Origin of the sequence: Kosakonia arachidis, assembly GCF_900116535.1 — a bacterium.
GTDB lineage: Bacteria > Pseudomonadota > Gammaproteobacteria > Enterobacterales > Enterobacteriaceae > Kosakonia > Kosakonia arachidis.
In genome coordinates this window covers 1,245,086-1,269,103 of sequence record NZ_FPAU01000001.1, presented here as the reverse complement: position 1 = coordinate 1,269,103, position 24,018 = coordinate 1,245,086, and the positions used below count along the sequence as shown (strand labels likewise).

Genomic DNA, 24,018 nt, shown 5'->3' with positions numbered 1-24,018 from the left:
TTGCTTCCTTAGCGGCTCATCAGCACGTCAGCAATGTGGAGCACACGAACGTTGTGGCCTTCGCGCTGCAAGCGTCCGCCTATATTGATAAGGCAACTGGCATCCGCGCCGATCACATAATCCGGTTTCGCTTCCATGAGATGCGCAACCTTCTCCTTCACCATCTCACCGGAAATCTCGGCCATCTTGACCGAAAAAGTGCCGCCGAAACCACAACAGGTTTCCTGGGCGCTAAAGGGGATGATTTCCAGTTCGCGGACTTCACGTAACAACGCCAGAGGTTCATCGCGTACGCCCAGCTTACGAAATAGACTGCATGAAGGATGGTAAACAGCCCGTCCCGGCAGGCGCGCGCCGACATCCGTCACACCAAGCTGGTTAACAATAAAGGAGGTCAGATCGACCATCCGACTGGCTACTTTCGCCGCGCGCATTGCCCATTCAGGTTCATCGCTCAGCCAGTCCTGATAGTGACGAATTGCGTTCATACAGGAGCCGGCGGGAGAAATAATGGGATCGTCGTTGATTTCAAGCGCAGCAATCTGCGCTTTCATCCCTGGCACCGCATCGGTAATGTAGCCGCTATTGATTGCCGGTTGGCCACAACACCCCTGCTTTTCCGGAAACTGGACATGACAACCCAACTGTTCGAGCAGTAATACACTGTTACGGGCCATGCGCGATTTAAGCGCGTCGCCAATGCAGGTAACAAAGAAATTAACGTTCATATTGTTTAGCTTCCAGTGAATGTAACGGCAGAGCTTTTTTTTAGTTCAGACAGATGGTGATAGCGTTTTTGCTCGCCTTATAAATATTATATTTAGCGAGCCACACGCAGCCCACCGGTTACCCCACGGCTTAACACCAGTTGCCAGAGTTGAATATTTCTGGCGCGAAATGCACCTGCGCAGGCGGTGAGATAGTAGTTGAACATACGCTGAAATTTCGTTGAGTAACCGCCTGATAATTCGGGCCAGGCCTGATTAAAGCGGCGATGCCATGCCATCAGAGTTTTATCGTAATCGGCACCAAAATTATGTAAATCTTCGATGACAAAATAAGGCTCGCTGGCCTCAGCGATCTGTTTCACAGAGGGCAAACAGCCGTTAGGAAATATATATTTATTGATCCAGGCATCAACGTTATGTTGGGTTTTATTTGATCCGATGGAGTGCAATAAAAAAAGGCCTTCAGGTTTCAGGCAGCGATCCGCAACTTTAAAATAGGTCGCGTAGTTTTTCGGACCGACATGTTCAAACATGCCGACTGAAACGATGCGATCATATTGTCTATCCAGATCGCGGTAATCCTGGAGCAAGATGCGAATATCCAGCCCGGCGTTGCGGCTTTCGGCGTAGGCTTTTTGTTCTGCCGAAATCGTAATACCTTCAACGCTGACGCCATAATGACGTGCCGCATATTCAGCCAACCCCCCCCAACCGCAGCCAATATCCAGTAGCGTCATACCTGGTTTTAGCTGCAGTTTTTCACAGATTAGCGCCAGTTTATCCTCCTGGGCCGTACAGAGCTCATTGGCGTCTTTCCAGTAACCGCAGGAATATTGCATATGAGGATCAAGCATGCGGCTAAACAGATCATTACCCAGATCGTAGTGCGCCTCGCCAACTTGCCAGGCCCGCCTGCGCGACTGAGGATTTGCGAGCCGTGCAAATGCGATGCGAAGGAGATCGGCAAAACTGGCGGGGCGCTGTTCGTCCAGCCGGGCGCGGAGCAGCTTGTCAAAAAAAACATCAAGCTGTTTGCAATCCCACCAGCCATCCATGTAACTTTCGCCCAGGCCGAGAGACCCCTGCTGTAACACTCGCTTGAAAAAGCGCGCATCGTTTACCCGGATATCCCAGGGTTCAGGTCCATTAATCACAATGCCTGCCTGCGATAGCAGTTCCTGCACTATCCGCAGCCAGTGGTCTGTTTTGCCGATCGCCTCGACGGTACATTCGTTAGCCATCATCTTTCCTTCAACATAGCTTGCTGCCAACCGTAAATATCCCCGTCACTCCAGCCAATATGTGAGAAAAGGCTTATCGCTCATGCAGATGAGCTGGTAAATTATGCATGACGGGTGAAACATTTTTATGACCCCTTCATTATTCAGTAAACCCGCCCTGCCTGCGCTGTGCTATCAAGACAAACTTCATCGAATAGAGGTCAGGTTTTTATGTGCTCTAAGCTAGTGTCCCCACCGCGTCAGCCTATTTGTGGCCAACCCGCGCCGGTACTATTGACCCTGCCTCGCCCAGTGTACTTTCGCAGCTACCCTTTGTCGGGCGATACAGGAGTGGACAGACATGAGCACCCGTTCGCGGAATTTCTCTATGCGCGGAAAGGAAATATGCGTGTGGAAATTGAAGGCAAAACGCTGGTGGTTCCCGTTCTTTATGGCGTCTGGATACCGGCCCATGTGCCGCACCGTCTTCTCGCAGGTAGCGACGTGTTGCTGGAAAGCCTCTATGTGGAAGCCGATTTTGCAACCATCGCCTTCAGCGGTAGCAAAGTGGTGGTGGTCAGCGATTTCGTGCGTGAGTTTATCCACTACGCGACGCAGAATGTGCCAGAACTGTATGATTATGAAGGCGAAGATGCACAGCTTGTGCTGGTGTTGATTTCATTACTTCGGCGGTTACCGGACGCCGGTCTGTCGATATCATGGCCAGGATCACCGCTGCTGATGAAGGTATGTAGCCAGATCCAAAAAACGCCGGGTGAAGCGCACAGCATTGAGCAGTGGGCTTCCTGTAGCGGTATGTCGGTGCGCACGTTTTCGCGCCGTTTCAAAAAGGAGACCGGCGTGGCATTCAGCGAATGGAAAAAACGCGTGCGCTTGCTTGAGTCCGTGGTGATGTTAAAAAACAACCGTAGCGTCACGCAGGTCGCGCTTGATCTTGGCTATTCAAGCCCGGCCGCATTTACCTTTGCTTTTCGCGCCATGTTCGGCGTGCCGCCCACGCGATATTAATGTGCAGATGTGGCGTTGATGACAGCAACGCCACAAACCGGGCCTGCTGGTGCCGAATCGCATGTGCGCAAAGGCCTTCAGCGCAGCGCTTTCTCCATAAAAATGCTCAGCGGATCCGGCTGGTATGGCGCAAACGCATCACGGATCTGGTAGCCGCAGCGCTGATACAGTTTTATCGCCGCATGCTGCTCGATACCGGTTTCCAGCCGTAGCGTATGGCAGGCGCACCCCGCTGCTGCCAGCTCCAGCGCAGCAATCAACGTTTCTCCCAGTTGTTGCCCACGGTGTGTGGGATCGATAAATACCCGCTTCATTTCGCCGCTACCGTCGTGGTTCAACACCACCGCGCCGCAGCCAACGGCCTGCTCCAGATGCATGATCTTGCGCAGAATCAGCGTCCCGTCAGGCAGTGAGGCCAGATCGAGCAGATGGTTACTTTCCGCAGGATAGAGCGCCGCCTGGTAGCGATCAAGCGCATCAATCAGCGCCATGACATCGGGTTGTGAAGCGGTCGCCTCGACAATATGGTACATCGTGTGCTCCTTGTTGTTATCACCTTGTAAAAATAACTGCGCAAAGCCAGGTCGTTGTCATAGGAATAATTTATATCTCCAGCACAGCGTTGCATCACAGGGAGAAGTAACGGTAATTTACGCCCATATCTAACTCTGATAGTGGAAGTTGCATGAATACCAAAGCCCGTAAAGTGATGATTATCGGCACAGGAAATGTAGGTGCGTCTGCCGCGTATGCCCTGCTGAACCAGAACATTTGCGAGGAGTTGATCCTCGTCGATCTCAATCAGCAGCGCGTGGAAGGCCACGTTCAGGATCTGGCGGATGCCGCCGCGTATATGCCCGGTATGATGACCATCTCCACACGCCCGGTGGAAGAGTGCGCCGATATCGACATTGCGGTCATTACTGTCTCGGGTGGCCCATTACAGCCAGGCCAGACGCGGCTGGATGAGTTGACCAACACGGCACGGATCGTCAAAAAAATCGTCCCATCGATGATGGCCAACGGTTTTAACGGTATTTTTCTTGTCGCCACCAACCCGTGCGACATCATTACCTGGCAGGTGTGGCAACTTTCCGGCCTGCCGCGCAGCCAGGTGATAGGTACTGGCGTCTGGCTGGATACCACACGCTTGCGTCGCACACTGGCACAAGCGCTGGATATCGGCGCGCAGAGTATTGATGCGTTTATTCTCGGCGAACATGGCGATACGCAATTTCCGGTGTGGTCGCACTCGTCGGTATACGGTTCGCCGATTGCCGATGTCTACCTGCGCAAAATCGGGCATCCCCTGGATTTCGACGCGCTGGCAGAAAAAGTGCGCCGCCACGGTTTTGAGATCTACAACCGCAAAGGCTGCACCGAGTATGGCATTGCCGGGACTATCGCCGAGATCTGCCGTAATATCTTTACCGGCAGCCACCGCGCGCTGGCGATCTCCTGCATTCTCGACGGAGAATACGGCGTAAAAGATGTGGCAATTGGCGTACCTGCCGTGCTTACGCAAAGCGGCGTCCAGCAGATTATTGAGTTACAACTGGAAGGTGACGAAGTGGCGAAATTTAATCACTCCGTCGCAGTCATTAAAGCCAATATCGCCCGCCTGCCCTGAAGCCCGTGCGGTCAACCGGCTATGGTTAGCCGCCATGGTAACGCCTCAATCTGCTGGTGGATCTCCGGGCTGAGATCAGCGCAGATAGACTTTCCCCAGCAGATAGAGCGTCGCCTGGCCACCGATAAGCACGCGGTCGCCGCGCCATTCACAGCGTAAATCGCCGCCGCGTGCGGAAACCTGCCGCGCCCGCATCACCATTTTATTCAGCTTATCGCCCCAGTACGGGATCAACATGCTGTGCGCCGAGCCGGTCACCGGATCTTCCGCCACCGATTCGCCCGGACAGAAAAAGCGGCTGACAAAATCGTCATCATCTCCCGGTGCGGTCACGCAGACCATTTTCCCCAGCGGCTTCATGGCGGCGATATCCGGCCGCAAAGCTTCCACCTGAGCCTGGTTCTCCAGCACCACCAGATAATCCCGCGCCACACGCACCTCTTTCGCCGTGCTGATGCCCAGCGTTTGTAGCAACAGTTCAGGGGGGATGGTGACCTCTTGTGTTGCCCAGGCCGGAAAATCGAGCGTCAGCCAGTCACCGTTACGCGTTACTGTCAGCGGGCCGACAAAACGGGTAGCGAAGAGAATTTCCGTTGCCGGATAATCCAGATACTCAAAAATGACGTGCGCGGCGGCAAGTGTGGCATGCCCGCAAAGATTAATTTCCGCCTGTGTGGTAAACCAGCGCAGCTCAAATCCGGTGTCATTGCGGACAAAAAACGCTGTCTCGGATTGATTATGCTGCTGCGCCATTTTCAGCAGCAGTTCGTCAGGCAACCATTCGGTAAGCGGGCACACGGCAGCGGCATTGCCGCCAAAAGTTTGGTCGCTAAATGCGTCCACCATATAAAAGTCAATTGTTTGCATAGCCGTTTCCTCTTTATCGTTCTCTGTTTCTGAACGCTATTGACAACCGATGCAATCGGTATTTAGTTACCGAATTAGAAATGAGATCTACATCACATAATGTTTGTATTTTCGCCAACAATAGCTTTAAGATCGCCCTATTGTTCTTTTTTCTAACCGAGCCAGAACACTTTATGACTACGAATACGGTTTCACGAAAAGTCGCGTGGCTTCGGGTCGTTACGCTTGCCGTCGCTGCTTTCATTTTTAATACCACCGAGTTTGTGCCTGTGGGGTTACTGTCGGATATCGCCCAGAGCTTCGGCATGGAGACCGCACAGGTGGGAATTATGCTGACCATCTACGCCTGGGTTGTGGCGCTGATGTCGCTACCCTTTATGCTGCTGACCAGTCAGATCGAACGCCGTAAACTATTGATTGGTTTGTTTATATTGTTTATTGCCAGCCACGTACTGTCGTTTCTGGCGTGGGACTTTAAGGTGCTGGTGATAAGCCGCGTCGGTATTGCTTTCGCCCATGCGATTTTCTGGTCGATCACCGCCTCGCTGGCAATTCGCCTGGCACCCGCCGGTAAACGTGCGCAGGCGCTGAGTCTGATAGCCACCGGTACTGCGCTGGCGATGGTGCTGGGTCTGCCGATTGGCCGTATTGTCGGGCAATTTTTTGGCTGGCGCACCACTTTCTTTGCCATCGCTCTCGGCGCGCTCATCACGCTGGTTTGTCTGGTAAGACTGCTGCCGACCCTGCCGAGCGAACATTCCGGCTCGCTGAAAAGTCTACCGCTGCTGTTCCGTCGCCCGGCGCTGATGTGCATATATCTGCTTACGGCGGTCGTGGTCACTGCCCATTACACCGCCTATAGCTATATTGAGCCGTTTGTGCAAAATGTGGCGGGCTTTAGCGCCGGTTTCGCCACCGTACTGCTGCTGATCCTCGGTGGCGCGGGCATTCTCGGCAGTATCTTGTTCGGCAAACTGGGCAATCAGCACGCGTCCAGTCTGGTGTGCAGCGCGATTGGCCTGCTGGTGCTATCGCTGGTGTTAATGCTGCCCGCTTCCGGCAGCCAGACACATCTGGCGGTGCTGAGCGTTTTCTGGGGCATTGCAATTATGATTATCGGCCTCGGTATGCAGGTGAAAGTCCTGGCACTGGCACCCGATGCTACCGACGTGGCGATGTCGCTGTTTTCCGGCATTTTTAATATTGGTATTGGTGCCGGTGCGTTGGTAGGCAACCAGATCAGCCTGCACTGGTCGATGGGTATCATCGGCTATGCGGGTGCGATCCCTGCGATCGTTGCGCTGGTGTGGGCGGTGGTGATTTTCCGCCGCTGGCCGGTAAAACTGGAAGAACAGGTAAGCCACAGCCCTATGTAAGCGGCCCGCGGGATCACAATGTTGCGGACACCATTTTATCCATCACCGCGGTTTGCCAGTCAAACCAGGGGTTCCAGGTCAGGCGGGCGTGAATTTTACCCGCTTCGACCAGCCCCCAGTCTGAATACCACACCTCGTCTCCCTTCAGACAGCGCTTCGTCGCATCGTCAGGCTGACCGTTGGCGCAGATCAGCACGCTGCCTTTGCGGCCATATAGCGGGTTTTGTGGCGAAAACAGCACTGACATATGCGAAAACTGGCTGATGCGATCCTGCGGCAGAAAATCCGTTTTCACCAGAATGCGGGAGACGTTCGCCACGTCCGGACGCGACGTGCCGTACCAGATCATTCGACTGGCGGGATGGGGAAAGTTACGGTCAAAATGGTCGAGGATCCAACGGGTATTGAGCACGGAATCATGCTCTGTCAGCACAATCAGCGCCGGTTTGTCCCAACTTTTACGCGCCAGCCACCGCTGCGCGCTGGCGCTGGTACGCCAGAACTGGGCAAATCCATTCGTCGGTACGCGTAAATAACGGGTGACGATCTGCTGCGGGAATACGGTGCTCGGTGGGCGCAACCAGTCGCGAAACAGCGCTACCGTCGGGGCGAGAAAATCGTAGGCGGTGTTGGATTTAAACGCCGGAGAGAACAACAACAAGCCCTGCACCCGATCGTGATGCGTCATGGCATACTCCAGCGCCAGATTACCGCCGGTAGAGAAGCCACCGATCCACAGCGTATCCACCTCTTTTGCCAGAATATCGGCCTGTTCGCGCACAACCTGCCGCCACTGATCGACGCTGATAGTCAGCAGATCAGAGGGCCGCGTACCGTGCCCCGGCAAAAGGACGGTGCGCACTAAAAAACCCTGTTTCGCCAAAGCTGGCGCAATATCGACAAAGGAGCCAGGCCCATCGCCAAGTCCGTGGATCAGTAAAATTCCCTTACGCGCAGGCTGCGCGGATCGCCATTCCTGCGGCGTGTTGAGCGCCAGCTCCGCCGTTTTATCCAGCGTCTGAAAGGCTCGATGCGCGCGCACATAGTCGCGGGTTTGTGACTGATAATCGGCAAAACTTGCCTGCCCCAGCGGCGGTTGCGCGATTGGCTGATGCTGGCAGCCTGCCAGCATCAACATCATGATCACCAGCGCAACCACTCTTCGCATCAGGCGGCTCCGTGGAAATTAGTAATAATTTCCAGCACGCCGTTGATGATAAATTGCACGCCCATGCAGACCAGCAAAAAGCCCATCAACCGGGAGATCGCTTCTATTCCGCCCTTACCAACCAGCCGCATGATCGCGCCGGAACTGCGCAGGCTGCCCCATAAAATCACTGACACAGCGGCAAAGACGAGCGGTGGTGCAAGCAAAATCACCCAGTCGGGAAACGGCGAACTGTGGCGGATCGTCGACGCGGAACTGATGATCATGGCGATAGTTCCTGGCCCGGCGGTGCTGGGCATCGCCAGCGGAACGAAGGCAATATTGGTGCCGGGTTCATCCTCCAGCTCTTCAGATTTGGTTTTTGCTTCCGGCGATTCGTGTGATTTTTGCTGTGGGAACAGCATGCGAAAACCAATAAAGGCGACAATCAATCCACCGGCAATCCGCAAACCCGGAATCGAAATGCCGAAAGTGTTCATCACCAACTGCCCGGCATAATATGCCACCATCATAATGATGAAGACATACACAGACGCCATCAGCGCTTGTTGATTACGCTGGGCGCTGTTCATGTTGCCCGCTAGCCCTAAAAAGAGCGCGACGGTGGTTAACGGGTTCGCCAGCGGCAGTAACACCACCAGCCCCAGACCAATAGCTTTAAACAATTCAAGCATAATGCGCGACACTCCTTGTGTGGTCAAAGCTCAGGCAGTATAGCGCTAACACAACGGCAATGGGATGTGTGTGGGTTAGCAACAGCGCCTTAATGCTAACTAATTCAGTTGGTTACGTGGTGTAAAATTTTACCGATGTGAAACGTTTTAGCAAATAGTGGCATCCGAAATCCATTATGTTGACTTATATTTGCCTGAGCAATAATATCTGCCGTGATTAATCTACTTGCCGGGGCAACCATTGTGAAAAGCACGAATGATCTGTTTAACGATATCATTCCCTTAGGCCGCTTAATCTATATGGTTAACCAGAAAAAAGATCGTTTACTCAACGACTATTTGTCGCCGCTGGATATCACCGCCACCCAGTTTAAGGTGCTGTGTTCTATCCGCTGCCAAACCTGTATCACCCCGGTAGAACTAAAAAAAATTCTTTCCGTCGATCTCGGCGCCCTGACCCGCATGCTGGACAGACTGGTATGCAAAGGCTGGATCGTACGTAACCCGAATCCGAATGACAAACGCGGCGTGTTGGTTCAATTAACACCCGACGGCGCGGCGCTTTGTGAGCAATGTCATCAATTAGTAGGGAAAGATCTGCATCAGGAATTAACAAAAAACTTAACGGCAGAAGAAGTGGCAACCCTTGAGTCTTTGCTCAGGAAAATACTGCCGTAAAAAACAAAGAGGTATGACGATGTCCAGACGCAATACTGACGCTATCACCATTCATAGCATTTTGGACTGGATCGAGGATAACCTGGAATCGCCGCTGTCACTGGAAAAAGTGTCAGAACGTTCAGGTTACTCCAAGTGGCACCTGCAACGGATGTTTAAAAAAGAGACCGGTCATTCGCTCGGCCAATACATTCGAAGCCGCAAGTTGACGGAAATTGCGCAAAAGCTCAAGGAGAGCAACGAACCGATCCTGTATCTGGCAGAACGCTATGGGTTTGAGTCACAACAAACCCTGACCCGCACGTTCAAAAACTATTTTGACGTGCCGCCGCATAAATTCCGCGTGACAGATATACCTGCTGAATCAAGGTATCTCTACCCGCTAAACCAAGCTTGTTAATTATCGCCTGTTTTAAAGACGTATCGAGGAATGTATGAAACGTATTGCCTGTGCCGCCATCACGCTGATGGTTCTGTTTTCCGGCCAGAGTTATGCGGAACAACTTAATCATCCAGCATCGCAGGATCCCTGCGATGCGATGATTTTACCCGCCACCCAACAAACATCACCGTATGATTTTAACCATATGGGGGTGGGCAGTGACAAATCCGACGCATTAGGCGTGCCCTATTACAATCAGCACGGCTAATCGTTTTGCCCCGCACATTGCGGGGCTTTTTTCCCCTGCCTGATTAGCGTTTTTCCAGACAAACCGCAGTTTATTACCCGGCCTGCACCGCACGGCGCAGACGAAAACCAAAAACGTTGATATACAGACCGCCCATCACCAGCACCGCACCAGCCAGTTGCAGCGCCGATAAGGTTTCTTCCAACAAAATCGCCGCGCTTGCCATGCCGACAACGGGTACCAGCAGCGACAGCGGCGCGACACGCCAGGTTTCATAACGCCCCAGCAGCGAACCCCAGATGCCGTAGCCAATGATGGTCGCGACAAACGCCAGATAGACCAGCGACAGCAGCGTGGTGATATCAATGCTTATCAGACTTCGCAGCATCAGCGCCGGGCCGTCTAACACCAGCGAAGCAACCATAAAGGGCACAATCGGAATTAAAGCGCTCCACACCACCAGCGACATCACCGCTGGTCGCGAGCTGTGCTGCATGATTTTTTTGTTGAAGATATTGCCACAGGCCCAACTGAATGCGGCCGCTAGCGTCAGCACAAAACCCACCAGCGGAATGTGCTGACCATTAAGACTCGATTCGATCAACACCAGCACACCAAGTACCGCCAGCGAAATGCCGACCCGCTGTTTTGATTGCAGCCGCTCGCCAAATACACCTGCGCCAAGAATAATGGTGAAGAAGGCCTGGGCCTGTAATACCAGCGATGCCAGCCCGGCAGGCATGCCGAATTTGATCGCGCAAAACAGAAAAGCGAACTGACCGAAACTGATCGTCAACCCGTAAGCCAGCAACAGACGCAGCGGAATAGTGGGCCGCGAGACGAACAAAATTGCCGGGAATGCCACGAACACAAAGCGTAAACCTGCCAACATCAACGGCGGCATAGTATGCAAGCCAACTTTGATCACCACAAAATTCAGCCCCCAAGCCACAACCACCAGCATTGCCAGCAGTACATCTTTACGCGCCATTCTCAGCCCCTGTAGTTTCAACTTTTGTATCAAAATTTACGTTAACGCAAAAAATAGGCCAGTGACAGATCATTAAATTCGGTAGGTCAGTTTTGGCATTTGCCGCCACATCAACCGTTGTACATAGCGGTTTATGCATGTTATTGCTGTATACATCACAAAAAACTATAACAACCAGCATGTCGGGCAATACATGATCACACCACAAACACGCTCCACCGTCGCACTCCTGGCGTCCTCTCTGTTATTAACCATTGGCCGCGGCGCAACGCTGCCCTTTATGACCATCTACCTTAGTCGCCAGTACGGCATGGCCGTTGATCAGGTCGGTTATGCCATGTCCGTTGCGCTGACTATTGGTGTTGTCTTCAGCCTTGGTTTCGGCATGCTGGCGGATAAGTTCGATAAAAAACGCTATATGCTGTTGGCGATCGTCGCCTTTATCACCGGTTTTGCCGCGATCCCGCTGACGCATCACGCCGGGCTGGTGGTGCTCTTTTTCGCCCTGATCAACTGCGCTTATTCGGTCTTCTCCACGGTACTGAAAGCCTATTTTGCCGATACGCTCACGCCGACGGCGAAGGCGAAAGTCTTTTCGCTTAACTACTCCTTTCTTAACATCGGCTGGACCGTCGGCCCGCCGCTGGGCACGCTACTGGTGATGCAAAGCATTAATCTGCCGTTCTGGCTGGCGGCTGTCTGCGCGGCGTTCCCGCTGGTCTTTATCCAGTTTTTTGTCCGTCGCGTGGCCGTGGGGAGCGGCATGGAGCCAGCAGTTCCCTGGTCGCCGTCAGTCCTGCTGAAAGACAAAGCACTCGGCTGGTTTACCTTGTCAAACCTGCTTGCTTCCTTCGTTTGCGGCTCTTTCGCCTCCTGTCTTTCCCAGTACGTGATGGCCGTAGCGGACAGCGATTTTGCTGAAAAAGTGGTGGCCGTCGTGCTGCCAGTCAACGCTGCTATCGTGGTTTCGCTGCAATACGCTGTCGGGCGCAAACTGACCGCCACCAACCTGCGTCCGTTAATGGCGTTTGGCACACTTTGTTTCGTAGTGGGTCTGGTAGGTTTTATGCTCTCCGGCCACAATTTATGGTTGTGGGGACTCTCCGCCGCAGTATTTACGCTGGGCGAAGTGATTTATGCTCCAGGCGAATACCTGCTGATCGATAACATTGCGCCGCCGGGTATGAAGGCCACCTATTTTTCTGCCCAGGCACTGGGCTGGCTGGGTGCGGCAATGAACCCGCTGCTGACCGGGATCATTCTCACCACTCTGCCTGCCTGGTCGCTGTTTGTGATCCTGATCATCACTATTGGCATAGCATGGCTGATGCTGGTTAAAGGGATGCAGGTACAACAATGGGGTACGGTGCCAGCGCAATGAATGTCAGAACGTCTTTAGTGTCCGATGGCGACTTCGCCTTATCAGGCCTATAACGGTTTGCGTATTCACCATACTTGTTCAGCGATATGCGTCACCAGACGCACTTTGTCCCACTGCTGCTCTGGTGTTAGCGAGTTGCCCTCTTCGGTGGAAGCAAAACCGCACTGAGGGCTAAGGCAAATCTGGTTGATATCCACATATTTTGCCGCTTCCGCGATACGCGCTTTCACCCCTTCCGGGTGTTCCAGCTCGCCGTTTTTAGTAGTAATAAGCCCCAGCACCACCTGCTGTTTACCTGGACGAACAAAACGCAGCGGTGCAAAATCACCGGAACGATCGTTGTCATATTCGAGGAAGAAGGCATCGACATTGACGCTACCGAACAACACTTCTGCCACTGGCTCGTAACCACCTTCGGAAATCCAGGTCGAACGGAAATTACCACGACAGACATGTAGCCCGACGGTCAGATCCTCCGGCTTACCTTCCAGCGCTTTATTGAGTACGCGGGCATAAATGCGAGCCAGTTCATCCGGATCGTCACCGCGTTCGCGGATCTGGCGGCGCTGATCGTCAGAGCACAGATAGGCCCAGACGGTGTCATCCAGTTGCAGATAACGACAACCGGCAGCATAGAAGGCGTGAATGGCATCGCGCCAGGTGGTCGCCAGGTCGTCAAAATAGGCATCCAGTTGCGGATAAACGATCGCATCAATATCTTTACGACCGCCGCGGAAGTGCAGCACGCTCGGGCTGGGGATGGTCATCTTTGGCTGCGCGCTGCCACTGATGCTTTTCAGATAGCGGAAATCGTTCAGCATTGGGTGATCGCCAAAACGAAGTTTGCCGGTAACCCGCACGCCGTGGGCTTTGGTTTGCACGCCGTTAAACTGAATGCCTTTATCCGAATCGTAACGCTCAACCCCTTCCAGACCGTCGAAGAAATCAAAGTGCCACCAGGCGCGACGAAACTCCCCGTCTGTCACCACATGCAGGCCGCAGGCGCACTGCTCTTCAACCACATGCCGGATGGCGTCATCTTCGACACTGCGCAACTGCTGTGCGGTGATCTCGCCCTGCGCAAACTGCTGGCGGGCATTTTTGATAGCATCCGGTCGTAAGAAACTACCGACTACGTCTGCGCGAAAAGGGGGCTGATGTCGCTGCATGGTTATTCTCCTCTAACGCCGGAGCAGATGATTACCCGACGTGATAATTCATTATTTGAATTTTTAGCCTTCTGGATGGCTAAACATCCAAATAAAATCTCACACCGGGCAGAGTGCATCAACAGAGAAAATTTCACCATACATGAGGAATTTTCACGATGGCGTATTAAAGATGAAAAATGAGGACTAGAAATCCGCTTCGCTCTGGCCGCTGGCGAAGAGATAACCTTCATCTTCCCAGCCGGTGATCCCACCGATCATGATTTTGACCGGTAGCCCCAGTCGTGCCAGTTTCAGTGCCGCACGATCGGCACCGTTACAGTGCGGCCCGGCGCAATAGACCACAAATAGCGTCTCCGACGGCCATGCGGCCATGCGTTCAGCAGTCATCATGCTATGCGGCAGATGCAATGCGCCGGGAATGTGACGACGAGCGAATGCATCTGGGCTGCCGACCACATGCAGCAGGACAAAATCTTTGTCGTTATGGGTGATAGCGTCATGCACATCGGCGCAATCTGTTTCAACGCTTAGGCGGCGTAGAAAATGGCTGGCGGCTTGTTCAGGGGATGCGACCGGAAAATCAGTAACGTAGCTCATCGTGCTTTCTCCTTGTTTGTGTTAACAGTAATCTAACCAAAACAGGACAACTTCACTGCACCGTTCTATGCCAGATAACACCAGGATAATGACAACAGTACGACATTCCCCCGCAGCGCACCGTGTCGTTGCCCTCGCCTATGATGGGCTTTGCACCTTTGAGTTCGGCGTCGCGGTGGAGATCTTCGGTCTGCCACGCCCGGAAATGGGCGATAACTGGTACAGCTTCGCCGTTGCGGCAGTGGATGGCGGAGAGCTGCGGGCAACCGGCGGTATTCGCGTAATGGCCGAAGGCGGGCTGGAGCTACTGGCCGACGCGCAAACCATTGTCGTGCCCGGCTGGCGCGGCGAAGAGTTGCCCGTTCCAGCTGATTTGTGCGCTGCGATTCAGCAAGCCTGGCAGCGCGGTTGCCGCATTATCTCCATCTGTTCTGGGGTATTTGTGCTGGCGGCGGCTGGTCTGTTAAACGGGCGCAAAGCCACTACCCACTGGCGTTATGTCGACGGGTTGCGCGAGCGCTATCCGGCCATTATCGTGCTGGAGGATGCACTTTATTACGACGAAGGGAATGTGATGACGTCTGCTGGCAGCGCGGCGGGAATCGATCTCTGTCTGCATGTGGTACGTGAGGATTTTGGCCTTGACGCGGCGAATATGGTCGCCCGGCGGCTGGTGGTTCAGCCACACCGCGATGGTTCGCAGACGCAGCAGCTTATCCGCCCGGTAGCCCGCACGCGCGAAAGCCGACAACTGGGGCAGTTGTTTGATTTCCTCCACCAGCAGCTTGCTGAGAATCACACCCTGGTGTCACTGGCGCAGCGGGTTGGCATGAGCCCACGTACCTTTTTACGTCGCTTTAAGGAATCGACAGGCACCACGCCGGCGCGCTGGATTTTGCTGGCACGATTGCAGTACGCACAGGCATTGCTCGAACAAACACGCATGCGTATTGATCTGGTCGCCGGGCAGGCAGGATTTGGTAATGCTGCGTCGCTGCGCCACCATTTTCATCAGCAGTACGGCATGTCCCCCGCAATGTACCGGAAGAATTTTGCCAAAACGGCGAAATGACGAGCCATTCAAACTTTATTGAGATTCACCATGTTATTATTTCTCCATCGCGGCTAAATAATTAAGGTAAGAGAGGTACGTAGGTTAATTAGATGGAGGTTTAAAATGATGGCAAATATGCATGTCTTTGTGGCAGTACTGGGAGTAATTCTTTTTTCCGGGTTTCTTGCTGCTTATTTTAGTCACAAATGGGACGATTGATGAATAGCGATAATCCCCCACCGTGAAGGCCCCTTGCGTAAACGCGTGAGGGGCCTTTTTCTTTCATCATACAAAAAAAAACCGCCGTAATGGCGGTCAATGCTTGCATGGATAGTTTTGTCTTATTCTGTACGTTCACTCAACGGGATGGGTAAACGCTGTACTGACTAAGCTAGCAGTTAATGCCTCAATAAAGGTTAAACAAAGCTGAACTGGCGATAAAAAAGCACCGGCGAAACGTTTTATTGTTGAAAGTATTGAGGATATATCTTTCAGCGCAATCAGAGTGTGTTACCGTCAACTCTCCATTTAACAGACCGGAGGGGTTATCCCCAATCTCAAATTTCAGTGCCCGGTTTGCAACAACCACAAGTTTTTATTCACCACATTCTGCCCGGAACGACAACAGCCACATGGCGCAATTTGCTCAGTATGTGGAACAAGACTGACGGTCCGATCCTGTATATCCACGCCACGTCGCCGACGGTGGCCAAAACCGGTAATGTAAAAGGGCCTCATTGAGGCCCTTTTGATTTTTATGTTTTGAATACTGCGTGATAACCAGGTGGCTGCGGCTGCACAAACTATGCACATTTTATTTCCCGCTATTTGCACGAAACGCTAACGTTCAATTCTGGCAGAGACATGACGTAAAAAACCGCCCTCAGGCGGTCAGCAATTAGTAAAATTTCCGGATGGCCTGTTCGGTTTCCTGTTGGCTCACCAGATCGGAGAAACGGGCAACGAGGAAGGTTTCGCCATCCAGCTCCCAGGGTTCAATCGGGATTTCGAGAAACGAGCTCTTCTCATTTTTGAATGAGACCGATTTAGCATTGTCCTCCACGGTCACGTTTTCAACTTTACCACCGGCGCGTATTACCACTACATTTTTGGTCATGTCGGTTACCTCAGTTGCTCAAATTTAATTCGACATTAACACAGTCATTGTCTGAATGCCCGGGTTATGCCACAGAATGTTAACGCTCAAATCATGTCCTTTAATTTGGCTTAATGAACTGCATAACACCACGGTAGTAAATGTGAGATAGCCCACATTTTAACAACTGAGTAAGCTAAAAGCGGGAATGAACGCTGTAAAGCGAGAGGAAAGTAAAAAGCCAGAGGCCCGATGATACAGGCCTCTGGCAGAGGAGTTTACGGTGATGCCGGGTGCCTCCCGGTGAGTTCGCGCCAGACCACGAAACCCGCGATATCCCAAAAAGGTTTGCCTGGTTGCCCCTCCGCGCAGGGGGATTCATCACCATCTTTTACGGTATTTCTCACGAGCAAACAGGTCAATAACCCTGAGAGTTATGTAACTTTTTAAAGCATTTCCGCCCGTAATTAATCGCTTAACCCACGGTTTTTCAGCATCGGCTCGATTTGCGGATCATGGCCGCGCCATTGTCGATAAAGTTCCCGGAGATCGCTGCTGTTACCGCGCGACAAAATGGCTTCGCGGAAGCGTTGCCCATTCTCACGGGTTAAACCGCCCTGCTCCACAAACCACTGATAACCGTCATCGGCCAGCATCTGCGTCCATAAATAGGCATAGTAGCCAGCGGCATAACCGCCACCAAAAATATGCGCGAAGTAACTGCTGCGATAACGCGGCGGTACTGCCGCCAAATCGAGATGCTCCTTGCGAATCGCTTCACGCTCAAACTCATCGACATCATTCACCCCGGCGCCATCGGCCAGTGCATGCCAGTTCATGTCGAGCAGCGCCGCACTCAGTAATTCGGTCATGTCGTAGCCTTTATTGAACTGAGTGGCTTGCAGTATTTTCTCACGCAATGCCTCCGGCATCGGCTCGCCGCTCTGATGATGGCGGGCGTAGTGAGCGAAAACCTGCGGCTGGCTGGCCCAGTGCTCATTGATTTGCGAAGGGAACTCGACGAAATCGCGCGGCGTATTGGTGCCAGAAAGTGTGGCGTAACGCTGGCTGGCAAACAGCCCATGCAGTGTGTGGCCAAACTCATGAAACAGAGTAATCACGTCATCCCACGACAGCAACGCCGCCTGCCCGGTCGCCGGCTTCTGGTAGTTACAGACATTATAAATCACCGGCTGCGTGCCATTCAGCGTAGATTGTTCAACAAAATTACCCATCCATGCGCCGCCGCTTTTTGAGTCGCGGGCGTAGAAATCACCGTAAAAGAGAGCCAGACCGTAGCCGTCTGCATCGAAAATCTCCCACACGCGCACATCGGGATGATAAACAGGAATATCAAAACGCTCGGTGAACCGAATACCAAACAGCTCACTCGCCGCCCAGAACACCCCGTCCGTGAGCACAGAGTTGAGCGCGAAATAAGGTTTGATTTGCGATTCATCCAGCGCATATTTCGCCAGACGAACCTGCTCAGCATAGAACGCCCAATCCCAGGCCTGCGCGCTAAAGCCGCCTTGCCGGGTGTCAATCATCTGTTGAATGTCAGCCAGTTCCCGCTCGGCGCGTGCGCGGGCAGCAGGTGCAATATCACGCATGAATGTCAGTGCAGCCTGCGGAGTACCGGCCATCTGATCGGCGATTTTCCAGCTGGCAAAATCGTTAAAGCCAAGCAGTTTCGCCTGCCGCGCACGAAGTTGCACCAGACGCAGCACAATCGCGCGGGTATCATTGGCATCCCCTCGCTGTGTGCGCAGCCAACCGGCGGTAAACAGATTTTCACGGGTCTGGCGATCGCGCAGCGTAGCCAGCGCGGGTTGCTGTGTGGTATTGAGCAGCGTGAGCAGCCAGCGGTTTTTCAGCCCTTTCGCCTTCGCCGCTTCAGCGGCCGAGGCGATCTCTTCAGTACTTAAGCCATCGAGTTGATGAACATCGTCCACCACCAGCCCGCCCGTCTTATCTGCAGCCAGCAAACGTTGGTTAAACTGGCTGGTCAGCGCTGCCGCTTCGGTATTCAGCGCTTTCAACGTTGTTTTATCTTCTGCGTTCAACGTAGCGCCTGCGAGGACAAACTTCTGATACGTCGTTTCGACAAGGCGCAGCGACTCTGCATCCAGCCCGAGTGCCTCACGCTGGCGCCATAAATTTTCCACGCGGGCAAACAGCGCATCATCAAGATAAATATCGTTCGCCAGTTCCGCCAGCTCTGTGGAAAACGCCTCATCGAGCTGCTGTAAAAAATCATTAGTATGCGCGGAGGTCATGGCGAAAAAGACGCTGGTTACCTGATTCAGCAGGTGACCGCTCTGCTCTAGCGCCAGCAGCGTATTGTTAAAATCAGCGGCAGCCGGGTTCGCCGTAATGGCAGCGATTTCCGCGCGCTTTTGCCGCACGCCTTCGTCAAACGCCGGGCGGTAGTGTTCATCAGTAATCACATCAAACGGCGGGGCCTGGTACGGCAGCGGGCTTGCCGAGAAAAAGGGATTGGTAACCGACATGTTTCGCTCCTGAACATGGTGAATCTTCTCAGAGTAGGCATCCGCTGCGCGCATCGCAATCTTTCTCTCTCTGCTGCCGCACAAGCGGGCGTTTTTTGCCACACTGTAAGGCGGAAGACTTGTGTTACCGCAAACATGCGGTCATGCTAGCGTTCAACACCACAAAAAGCGTTGAGGAACAATGTGATGATTATTCTGGTTACCGGGGCAACGGCAGGTTTTGGCGAAGGCATCACACGCCGTTTTATTCAGAACGGTCACAAAGTGATCGCCACAGGCCGTCGTCAGGAACGTTTACAGGAACTGAAAGACGAACTGGGGGATAACCTTTACATCGCGCAGTTGGATGTGCGCAACCGTGCGGCTATTGACGAGTTAATGGCTTCTTTGCCAGCACAGTGGCGCGAAATTGATGTGCTGGTCAACAATGCCGGTCTGGCGCTGGGGCTTGAGCCTGCACATAAAGCCAGCGTTGATGACTGGGAAACGATGATCGATACCAATAACAAAGGTCTGGTTTACATGACGCGCGCGGTACTGCCTGGCATGGTGGAACGTAATCGCGGCCATATCATCAATATCGGTTCAACTGCGGGGAGCTGGCCATATGCGGGCGGCAACGTCTACGGAGCAAGCAAAGCGTTTGTGCGCCAGTTCAGCCTTAACCTGCGTACCGATCTGAGCGGTACTGCGGTTCGCGTGACCAATATCGAGCCAGGTCTGGTCGGTGGTACGGAGTTTTCGAACGTGCGCTTTAAAGGCGATGACGCCAAAGCGGGGAAAACCTACGAAAATACCACTGCGCTGACGCCGGAAGATGTAACCGAAGCTGTCTGGTGGGTGGCAACGCTTCCGAAACATGTGAACATCAACACCCTTGAGATGATGCCGGTAAGCCAGACATATGCGGGTTTAAACGTTCACCGTCCGGGTTAAATTTCCTACCCGGTCTGCGGGCCGGGTATGGGATGCACCGTAAATAAATGGTATGGTAGCCGGGTTACCCCTTTAAAAAGTAAGAGTGAATGGCCGCTGAAACGCAACTCAACCCTGTACAGCCTGTAAATCAACAAATTTACCGCATTCTACGGCGTGATATTGTGCATTGCCTGATACCACCGGGTACGCCGTTGTCGGAAAAAGAGGTGTCGGTGCGTTTCGACGTTTCTCGCCAGCCGGTGCGTGAAGCCTTTATTAAGCTGGCGGAAAACGGTCTGATTCAGATCCGCCCGCAGCGCGGCAGTTACGTTAACAAGATTTCCATGACGCAGGTCCGTAATGGTTGCTTCGTGCGTCAGGCGATCGAATGCGCCGTCGCCCGCCGCGCCGCCACGCTTATTGATGACAGCGCCTGCTACCTGCTTGAGCAAAACCTCAATCAACAGCGTACCGCCATCGAGCGCAAGCAGCTTACTGATTTCTTCGAGCTGGATGATAATTTCCACCAGAAGCTGGCGCTGATCGCAGATTGCCAGCTGGCGTGGGACACTATCGAAAACATCAAAGCTACCATCGACCGCGTACGCTATATGAGTCTTGACCACGTTTCGCCGCCGGAAATGCTACTGCGTCAGCACATGGATATCTTTACCGCGCTGGAAAAACGTGACCCTGATGAAGTCGACCACGCCATGAGTCTGCACTTGCAGGAGATCAGCGAATCAGTAAAAACCATTCGCCAGGAAAATCGCGACTGGTTCAGTGAGGATTAATCTCCTCACCATCACAGACATCTGGCGGTGAGCCACCCTCACAGGCAGTTCACCGCACCATACATCTTGAGTCAACGGTTAAACCGGCATGCCAGTGTTGGTAGCCACTGGCATCAGTTCACGACGGGATCCGCCTTTACTCAAGTTGTACCGATCAACGGTGTCAAACATCTCGGTAAAAAGAGCGTCATCTTTTCGCGCCCAGAACGTATCCTGATCATCTCCGCCCCAAATCTCATGGGTATGACAGACGAACTCCAATAAGCCGGAATGATGCGGCGTGAAATCGATACGCTTCGGTGTCTCCTGCGGGACGATATGCTGATAGAAAAGCATCACTTCACACTCGCAGCCTTTCGTGTTGTACAACGACAACAGCTCATTCAGATGTTCTCTTAACAGCGCAAGATCGGAATTCGCCGTGACGCGATGATGATAAAGAAAAACAAAATTTTTATTTCCTCGCCAGGCGAGTTGACGCTTAATGCGCCGTTTGAATGTCTGCTTATCAGCGGAAATGTCGAGGGGATCGTGGTGCGTGAATTCAAATCCCAGCATATGCCTTTCGCTGTATTGACCAACGCAATGCTTATAATAGGTGGAGCGTACAACAGAATGGTTGCCATCGGGAAAATGTTTCAGATATGCTTTGTCCAGTAAATTCTGGTAATTATCTTTTTCCATCTCAAGAATATATTCTATATTAGAACGCCCGGAGGAAAAAATAGAGCTGAACGATTTTCTGTTGTGCCGCCGAAGAATATCATCAGGCAGGCAATTTTCCCCCAGGGAAACCCAGTACACGTCCACATCACCACCATGCCGATATTTCCATTTTTTCCTCAGATGCGTAATTGTGCGTTTAAGCGACTTAAGATGATTTCTCACCAGTTGTTTGATGACTTCACTTTTCATTATGTCACCCCCAATCAGTATCGTTATAACAGTATTAAGATGAAGAAATAAGACACTTTTTCAACAAAAAAACACCCTAACATCAACAGGTTAAATTAAATCAATTTTATAAAAAACGTTCACAGCCCCCATCTATTTGTTAATAAACAGACGGTATTAATTAATAATTCCGATACGTAATAATTCCAGATGTATGTTTATTCAGTTGTTACTTTCGGCAAGTTCCGGACAGAATAGCCAGCGTAAATCAATCTATCTCCCTTCATTACTTGCCAACAAAAACCATGCTTCCTTTACTCTGTCGCCACTTCACTTTTATTTAAAAAATCGCCCTATTTTTTATTCAAAAAAACGGCGCAGAATTATACTGCTCTAAAAGCTCGAAACAATCACTAACACATCGTTACATAGTGTACGCGTTATCGCGCGGCGATTAGTAATCAGGAAAATCTTAAAAACCTTTTTTCATTAATGAATAAAAACAGTTCAGGAAAATAAACGCGTGTTATATATCTATATCCGGTTGAGTGAAGAGGGTTGTCATCGCGTGATATCAAAAATTTTTTCAGCAAAAAAGTGTGATGTTGATCAAAAACAAAAACTCGTCATCTCAGGAGCGTATTTATAAGGCGTCCGTAGTGGGGACATCTTCTGCCCCGTTTTGTTTTTTGGATATCAACAAGGAGAAACCACCATGATGACTTATGATCGTAATCGCAATGCGATTACCACCGGTAGCCGCGTAATGATTAACGGTACAGGCCGCACCGGCAAAATCATTGCCATTCACGCTGACGGACTGAACGCCGCGCAACTGCGCCGCAGTAAAACGGTAGAAGTGGAAGGTTGTGAAGGTAAATTCGAACCGGTTGAACTGATTCGGCTTGGTCTGCACTAAAGGGTAACGTACTCGAATAAAGGCAAAAAAAAAAGAATGCCGCCGGGGCGGCATTCTTCAAACGATTTACAGTGCTAAGGCGTATTCTGCCACAGTCGCTTTCGCCCCTTTCTCCAGCAGTGAACGATACGCCTTCTGTACCTGTGCCACAAAGGCCGCTTCCTTCGGCAGTTCGTTGCCAAAAATCGCCTCAATGCCCAGCAGTGCCTGCACGCGCGATTCGCCTTCCGCACTTGCGTTAACGGCTCCCTGGATCACCGTCAGCAGCGGATCGCACACTTCGATTGCCTGGCCGTGCTCATCAACACCGCCAACGTAACGCATCCAACCCGCCACGCCCAGAGCCAGCAGCACAAAGGAGTCCTGATGCGCTAAATGCCAGCGTACGGAATCGAGCATACGTTGCGGTAATTTCTGACTACCGTCCATCGCGATCTGCCAGGTACGGTGACGCAGCGCGGTGTTGCTGTAACGTGCGATCAGCAGATCGGCGTAACGCGCGAGGTCAACACCTTTTACTTTCAGCGTCGGTGCTTGCTCTTTCAGCATCAGCGCGTGTGCTGCGCGGCGATAGTTGTCGTCGTCCATACATTCATTGATATGCTGATAACCGGCCAAATACCCCAGATAAGCAAGGAAGGAGTGGCTGCCATTCAGCATACGCAGTTTCATCTCTTCAAACGGCACGACGTCGGCAACCAGTTCAGCGCCCGCTTTTTCCCATGACGGACGACCCGCGACAAAGTTATCTTCAATCACCCACTGGCGGAACGGTTCGCAGGCCACGCCTGCTGGATCGCGCACGCCGGTAAGTTGTTCGATTTTATCCAGCGTTTCAGCTGTTACTGCCGGAACAATACGGTCCACCATCGTCGACGGGAACGTCACGTTGGTCTCAATCCAGTCTGCCAGTTCCGCATTCACCTCACGGGCATATGCACACACCACATTGCAGGTAACATGGCCGTTTTCCGGCATGTTATCGCAGGACATCACACTGAATGCCGCCAGCCCTGCCGCTTTTCGACGCGCCAGCGCTTCCACCACCACGCCAACTGCGGATTTTGGCTGCTGCGGATTTTGCAGGTCGCCAGCGATTAACGGATGATCGAGCATCAGTTTTCCGGTCGCCGGTGAGTGGCAATACCCTTTTTCGGTGATGGTCAGAGAGACAATCGCCACTTGCGGCTCGCACATGGCGGCCAGCACGGTTTCCAGACCATCAGCTTGCGCGTGCAGTGCGCGTTTCACCACGCCGACCACCCGTGCGGTCCACGCGTCGGCAGACATTTCTGCCACGGTGTACAGATTACCCTGCTGTTTAAGGTCGGCAATTTGTTGCTCGCCGCCAATCAGATTGACCTCGCAGTAACCCCAGTCGCTGCCGTACTCTGCGGCCAGAATATCCGCATACACCGCCTGGTGAGCACGATGAAAAGCGCCAAACCCCAAATGCACAATGCGTGGAACCAGTTTGTTACGATCATAACCCGGTAACGTGGCTTTCGCCTTTAATAGTCTGTTTTCCATGGTGGGACTCATCTTATTAAGTGAAACAGTGGTTCAATAGATTACGGGCTGTCGCAAATCAGACTATGATTTACGACAGCATTTGCGGACTACACTAACTAGAATGGTAACCAAATGTGTCAAAATTACTTTGACTTCACCCTGGCTTAGCGAACGCTTC

26 protein-coding genes are annotated in these 24,018 nt (G+C 52.5%); 13 read left to right on the top strand and 13 right to left on the bottom strand.

Annotated elements, in window-relative coordinates; translation table 11 throughout:
- Positions 1-8: 8 nt before the first annotated feature.
- Together BM427_RS06220 and cfa are read right to left on the bottom strand one after the other, a co-directional pair.
- Entirely contained in the window at positions 9-728 is a 720-nt protein-coding gene (locus tag BM427_RS06220) for a (Fe-S)-binding protein (protein ID WP_090120126.1), read from the bottom strand.
- Between the two features lie 92 nt (positions 729-820).
- Positions 821-1,969, bottom strand: a complete 1,149-nt coding sequence (cfa, locus tag BM427_RS06215) for a cyclopropane fatty acyl phospholipid synthase (protein WP_090120125.1) — start codon at positions 1,967-1,969, stop codon at positions 821-823.
- 210 nt (positions 1,970-2,179) lie between these two features.
- Here cfa and BM427_RS06210 point away from each other — a divergent pair, with 210 nt between their 5' ends.
- On the top strand, positions 2,180-2,977 hold the full coding sequence (locus BM427_RS06210) for a helix-turn-helix domain-containing protein (RefSeq protein WP_090120123.1): 798 nt from the start codon (positions 2,180-2,182) through the stop codon (positions 2,975-2,977).
- 77 nt (positions 2,978-3,054) lie between these two features.
- Here BM427_RS06210 and BM427_RS06205 read toward each other — a convergent pair whose 3' ends face one another.
- Positions 3,055-3,510 (bottom strand): GNAT family N-acetyltransferase, encoded by a 456-nt coding sequence (locus BM427_RS06205; protein ID WP_090120121.1) that lies wholly within the window; start codon positions 3,508-3,510, stop codon positions 3,055-3,057.
- A gap of 152 nt (positions 3,511-3,662) precedes the next feature.
- Here BM427_RS06205 and BM427_RS06200 point away from each other — a divergent pair, with 152 nt between their 5' ends.
- Positions 3,663-4,607, top strand: a complete 945-nt coding sequence (locus tag BM427_RS06200; protein WP_090120119.1) for an L-lactate dehydrogenase — start codon at positions 3,663-3,665, stop codon at positions 4,605-4,607.
- 75 nt (positions 4,608-4,682) lie between these two features.
- On the opposite strand, the gene BM427_RS06195 is transcribed toward BM427_RS06200, so the two are convergent.
- Entirely contained in the window at positions 4,683-5,474 is a 792-nt protein-coding gene (locus BM427_RS06195; protein ID WP_090120117.1) for a PhzF family phenazine biosynthesis protein, read from the bottom strand.
- Positions 5,475-5,647: 173 nt separating this feature from the next.
- Between BM427_RS06195 and BM427_RS06190 the strand changes: the two genes are divergently transcribed.
- A complete protein-coding gene (locus BM427_RS06190; protein ID WP_090120115.1) occupies positions 5,648-6,850 on the top strand; it encodes a sugar transporter in 1,203 nt (400 codons plus the stop codon).
- A gap of 13 nt (positions 6,851-6,863) precedes the next feature.
- On the opposite strand, the gene BM427_RS06185 is transcribed toward BM427_RS06190, so the two are convergent.
- Positions 6,864-8,018 carry an alpha/beta hydrolase gene (locus tag BM427_RS06185; RefSeq protein WP_090120114.1) on the bottom strand — a complete coding sequence of 385 codons (1,155 nt, stop codon included), beginning with the start codon at positions 8,016-8,018 and terminating at the stop codon, positions 6,864-6,866.
- A complete protein-coding gene (locus BM427_RS06180; RefSeq protein ID WP_090120112.1) occupies positions 8,018-8,692 on the bottom strand; it encodes a MarC family NAAT transporter in 675 nt (224 codons plus the stop codon). Before BM427_RS06180 ends, BM427_RS06185 begins: the two co-directional genes overlap by 1 nt.
- 243 nt (positions 8,693-8,935) lie before the next feature.
- Between BM427_RS06180 and marR the strand changes: the two genes are divergently transcribed.
- From marR to marB, 3 genes are read left to right on the top strand one after another with little or no spacing between them, the layout of a single operon-like run.
- Positions 8,936-9,370 carry a multiple antibiotic resistance transcriptional regulator MarR gene (gene marR, locus BM427_RS06175; protein ID WP_090120705.1) on the top strand — a complete coding sequence of 145 codons (435 nt, stop codon included), beginning with the start codon at positions 8,936-8,938 and terminating at the stop codon, positions 9,368-9,370.
- A 19-nt stretch (positions 9,371-9,389) separates the two neighbouring features.
- Positions 9,390-9,770, top strand: a complete 381-nt coding sequence (gene marA, locus BM427_RS06170; RefSeq protein WP_139234382.1) for an MDR efflux pump AcrAB transcriptional activator MarA — start codon at positions 9,390-9,392, stop codon at positions 9,768-9,770.
- 34 nt (positions 9,771-9,804) lie between these two features.
- The gene (gene marB / locus BM427_RS06165) at positions 9,805-10,020 is read left to right on the top strand and encodes a multiple antibiotic resistance protein MarB (RefSeq protein ID WP_090120108.1); all 216 of its coding nucleotides are present in this window, start codon (positions 9,805-9,807) and stop codon (positions 10,018-10,020) included.
- Positions 10,021-10,093: 73 nt separating this feature from the next.
- On the opposite strand, the gene eamA is transcribed toward marB, so the two are convergent.
- The gene (gene eamA, locus BM427_RS06160) at positions 10,094-10,990 is read right to left on the bottom strand and encodes an O-acetylserine/cysteine exporter (protein ID WP_090120107.1); all 897 of its coding nucleotides are present in this window, start codon (positions 10,988-10,990) and stop codon (positions 10,094-10,096) included.
- Positions 10,991-11,183: 193 nt separating this feature from the next.
- Here eamA and ydeE point away from each other — a divergent pair, with 193 nt between their 5' ends.
- Complete coding sequence (gene ydeE / locus BM427_RS06155; protein WP_090120703.1) at positions 11,184-12,371, top strand: efflux MFS transporter YdeE; 1,188 nt, start codon at positions 11,184-11,186, stop codon at positions 12,369-12,371.
- A 65-nt stretch (positions 12,372-12,436) separates the two neighbouring features.
- Here the strand turns inward: ydeE and BM427_RS06150 are convergent, their stop codons facing one another.
- Positions 12,437-13,540 carry a cobalamin-independent methionine synthase II family protein gene (locus BM427_RS06150; RefSeq protein WP_090120105.1) on the bottom strand — a complete coding sequence of 368 codons (1,104 nt, stop codon included), beginning with the start codon at positions 13,538-13,540 and terminating at the stop codon, positions 12,437-12,439.
- Between BM427_RS06150 and BM427_RS06145 the strand changes: the two genes are divergently transcribed.
- Positions 13,529-13,723: a hypothetical protein gene (locus BM427_RS06145; RefSeq protein WP_090120103.1), complete on the top strand. Its 195-nt coding sequence runs from the start codon at positions 13,529-13,531 to the stop codon at positions 13,721-13,723. The two genes, BM427_RS06150 and BM427_RS06145, sit on opposite strands and share 12 nt — an antisense overlap.
- A 3-nt stretch (positions 13,724-13,726) precedes the next feature.
- On the opposite strand, the gene BM427_RS06140 is transcribed toward BM427_RS06145, so the two are convergent.
- Positions 13,727-14,140: a rhodanese-like domain-containing protein gene (locus BM427_RS06140; protein ID WP_090120102.1), complete on the bottom strand. Its 414-nt coding sequence runs from the start codon at positions 14,138-14,140 to the stop codon at positions 13,727-13,729.
- Positions 14,141-14,207: 67 nt separating this feature from the next.
- Here BM427_RS06140 and ftrA point away from each other — a divergent pair, with 67 nt between their 5' ends.
- Together ftrA and mgtS are read left to right on the top strand one after the other, a co-directional pair.
- Positions 14,208-15,212, top strand: a complete 1,005-nt coding sequence (gene ftrA / locus BM427_RS06135; protein ID WP_090120100.1) for a transcriptional regulator FtrA — start codon at positions 14,208-14,210, stop codon at positions 15,210-15,212.
- 105 nt (positions 15,213-15,317) lie between these two features.
- Positions 15,318-15,413 (top strand): protein MgtS, encoded by a 96-nt coding sequence (mgtS, locus tag BM427_RS06130; protein ID WP_090120099.1) that lies wholly within the window; start codon positions 15,318-15,320, stop codon positions 15,411-15,413.
- Positions 15,414-16,092: 679 nt separating this feature from the next.
- Here the strand turns inward: mgtS and BM427_RS06125 are convergent.
- Together BM427_RS06125 and dcp are read right to left on the bottom strand one after the other, a co-directional pair.
- On the bottom strand, positions 16,093-16,311 hold the full coding sequence (locus tag BM427_RS06125) for a hypothetical protein (RefSeq protein WP_090120097.1): 219 nt from the start codon (positions 16,309-16,311) through the stop codon (positions 16,093-16,095).
- Between the two features lie 446 nt (positions 16,312-16,757).
- A complete protein-coding gene (dcp, locus tag BM427_RS06120) occupies positions 16,758-18,803 on the bottom strand; it encodes a peptidyl-dipeptidase Dcp (protein ID WP_090120095.1) in 2,046 nt (681 codons plus the stop codon).
- Between the two features lie 186 nt (positions 18,804-18,989).
- On the opposite strand from dcp, the gene ydfG reads away from it, so the two are divergent.
- On the top strand, positions 18,990-19,739 hold the full coding sequence (gene ydfG / locus BM427_RS06115) for a bifunctional NADP-dependent 3-hydroxy acid dehydrogenase/3-hydroxypropionate dehydrogenase YdfG (protein WP_090120093.1): 750 nt from the start codon (positions 18,990-18,992) through the stop codon (positions 19,737-19,739).
- Between the two features lie 89 nt (positions 19,740-19,828).
- The gene (locus tag BM427_RS06110; RefSeq protein ID WP_090120092.1) at positions 19,829-20,515 is read left to right on the top strand and encodes a GntR family transcriptional regulator; all 687 of its coding nucleotides are present in this window, start codon (positions 19,829-19,831) and stop codon (positions 20,513-20,515) included.
- A gap of 78 nt (positions 20,516-20,593) precedes the next feature.
- Here BM427_RS06110 and BM427_RS06105 read toward each other — a convergent pair whose 3' ends face one another.
- Positions 20,594-21,430 carry a DUF1796 family putative cysteine peptidase gene (locus tag BM427_RS06105; RefSeq protein WP_090120090.1) on the bottom strand — a complete coding sequence of 279 codons (837 nt, stop codon included), beginning with the start codon at positions 21,428-21,430 and terminating at the stop codon, positions 20,594-20,596.
- Positions 21,431-22,124: 694 nt separating this feature from the next.
- Here BM427_RS06105 and ydfZ point away from each other — a divergent pair.
- Positions 22,125-22,328 carry a putative selenium delivery protein YdfZ gene (gene ydfZ, locus BM427_RS06100; RefSeq protein ID WP_090120089.1) on the top strand — a complete coding sequence of 68 codons (204 nt, stop codon included), beginning with the start codon at positions 22,125-22,127 and terminating at the stop codon, positions 22,326-22,328.
- A gap of 66 nt (positions 22,329-22,394) precedes the next feature.
- Here the strand turns inward: ydfZ and BM427_RS06095 are convergent, their stop codons facing one another.
- Positions 22,395-23,858: a mannitol dehydrogenase family protein gene (locus tag BM427_RS06095; RefSeq protein ID WP_090120088.1), complete on the bottom strand. Its 1,464-nt coding sequence runs from the start codon at positions 23,856-23,858 to the stop codon at positions 22,395-22,397.
- Positions 23,859-24,018 lie beyond the last annotated feature (160 nt).

Bases quoted from the DNA above. Each gene is read 5' to 3' on its own strand.
- BM427_RS06220 (WP_090120126.1), bottom strand. From the start codon at position 728: ATGAACGTTAATTTCTTTGTTACCTGCATTGGCGACGCGCTTAAATCG.
- cfa (WP_090120125.1), bottom strand. From the start codon at position 1,969: ATGGCTAACGAATGTACCGTCGAGGCGATCGGCAAAACAGACCACTGG.
- BM427_RS06210 (WP_090120123.1), top strand. From the start codon at position 2,180: ATGTGCTCTAAGCTAGTGTCCCCACCGCGTCAGCCTATTTGTGGCCAA.
- BM427_RS06205 (WP_090120121.1), bottom strand. From the start codon at position 3,510: ATGTACCATATTGTCGAGGCGACCGCTTCACAACCCGATGTCATGGCG.
- BM427_RS06200 (WP_090120119.1), top strand. From the start codon at position 3,663: ATGAATACCAAAGCCCGTAAAGTGATGATTATCGGCACAGGAAATGTA.
- BM427_RS06195 (WP_090120117.1), bottom strand. From the start codon at position 5,474: ATGCAAACAATTGACTTTTATATGGTGGACGCATTTAGCGACCAAACT.
- BM427_RS06190 (WP_090120115.1), top strand. From the start codon at position 5,648: ATGACTACGAATACGGTTTCACGAAAAGTCGCGTGGCTTCGGGTCGTT.
- BM427_RS06185 (WP_090120114.1), bottom strand. From the start codon at position 8,018: ATGCGAAGAGTGGTTGCGCTGGTGATCATGATGTTGATGCTGGCAGGC.
- BM427_RS06180 (WP_090120112.1), bottom strand. From the start codon at position 8,692: ATGCTTGAATTGTTTAAAGCTATTGGTCTGGGGCTGGTGGTGTTACTG.
- marA (WP_139234382.1), top strand. From the start codon at position 9,390: ATGTCCAGACGCAATACTGACGCTATCACCATTCATAGCATTTTGGAC.
- marB (WP_090120108.1), top strand. From the start codon at position 9,805: ATGAAACGTATTGCCTGTGCCGCCATCACGCTGATGGTTCTGTTTTCC.
- eamA (WP_090120107.1), bottom strand. From the start codon at position 10,990: ATGGCGCGTAAAGATGTACTGCTGGCAATGCTGGTGGTTGTGGCTTGG.
- ydeE (WP_090120703.1), top strand. From the start codon at position 11,184: ATGATCACACCACAAACACGCTCCACCGTCGCACTCCTGGCGTCCTCT.
- BM427_RS06145 (WP_090120103.1), top strand. From the start codon at position 13,529: ATGTCGCTGCATGGTTATTCTCCTCTAACGCCGGAGCAGATGATTACC.
- BM427_RS06150 (WP_090120105.1), bottom strand. From the start codon at position 13,540: ATGCAGCGACATCAGCCCCCTTTTCGCGCAGACGTAGTCGGTAGTTTC.
- BM427_RS06140 (WP_090120102.1), bottom strand. From the start codon at position 14,140: ATGAGCTACGTTACTGATTTTCCGGTCGCATCCCCTGAACAAGCCGCC.
- ftrA (WP_090120100.1), top strand. From the start codon at position 14,208: ATGCCAGATAACACCAGGATAATGACAACAGTACGACATTCCCCCGCA.
- mgtS (WP_090120099.1), top strand. From the start codon at position 15,318: ATGATGGCAAATATGCATGTCTTTGTGGCAGTACTGGGAGTAATTCTT.
- BM427_RS06125 (WP_090120097.1), bottom strand. From the start codon at position 16,311: ATGACCAAAAATGTAGTGGTAATACGCGCCGGTGGTAAAGTTGAAAAC.
- dcp (WP_090120095.1), bottom strand. From the start codon at position 18,803: ATGTCGGTTACCAATCCCTTTTTCTCGGCAAGCCCGCTGCCGTACCAG.
- ydfG (WP_090120093.1), top strand. From the start codon at position 18,990: ATGATTATTCTGGTTACCGGGGCAACGGCAGGTTTTGGCGAAGGCATC.
- BM427_RS06110 (WP_090120092.1), top strand. From the start codon at position 19,829: ATGGCCGCTGAAACGCAACTCAACCCTGTACAGCCTGTAAATCAACAA.
- BM427_RS06105 (WP_090120090.1), bottom strand. From the start codon at position 21,430: ATGAAAAGTGAAGTCATCAAACAACTGGTGAGAAATCATCTTAAGTCG.
- ydfZ (WP_090120089.1), top strand. From the start codon at position 22,125: ATGATGACTTATGATCGTAATCGCAATGCGATTACCACCGGTAGCCGC.
- BM427_RS06095 (WP_090120088.1), bottom strand. From the start codon at position 23,858: ATGGAAAACAGACTATTAAAGGCGAAAGCCACGTTACCGGGTTATGAT.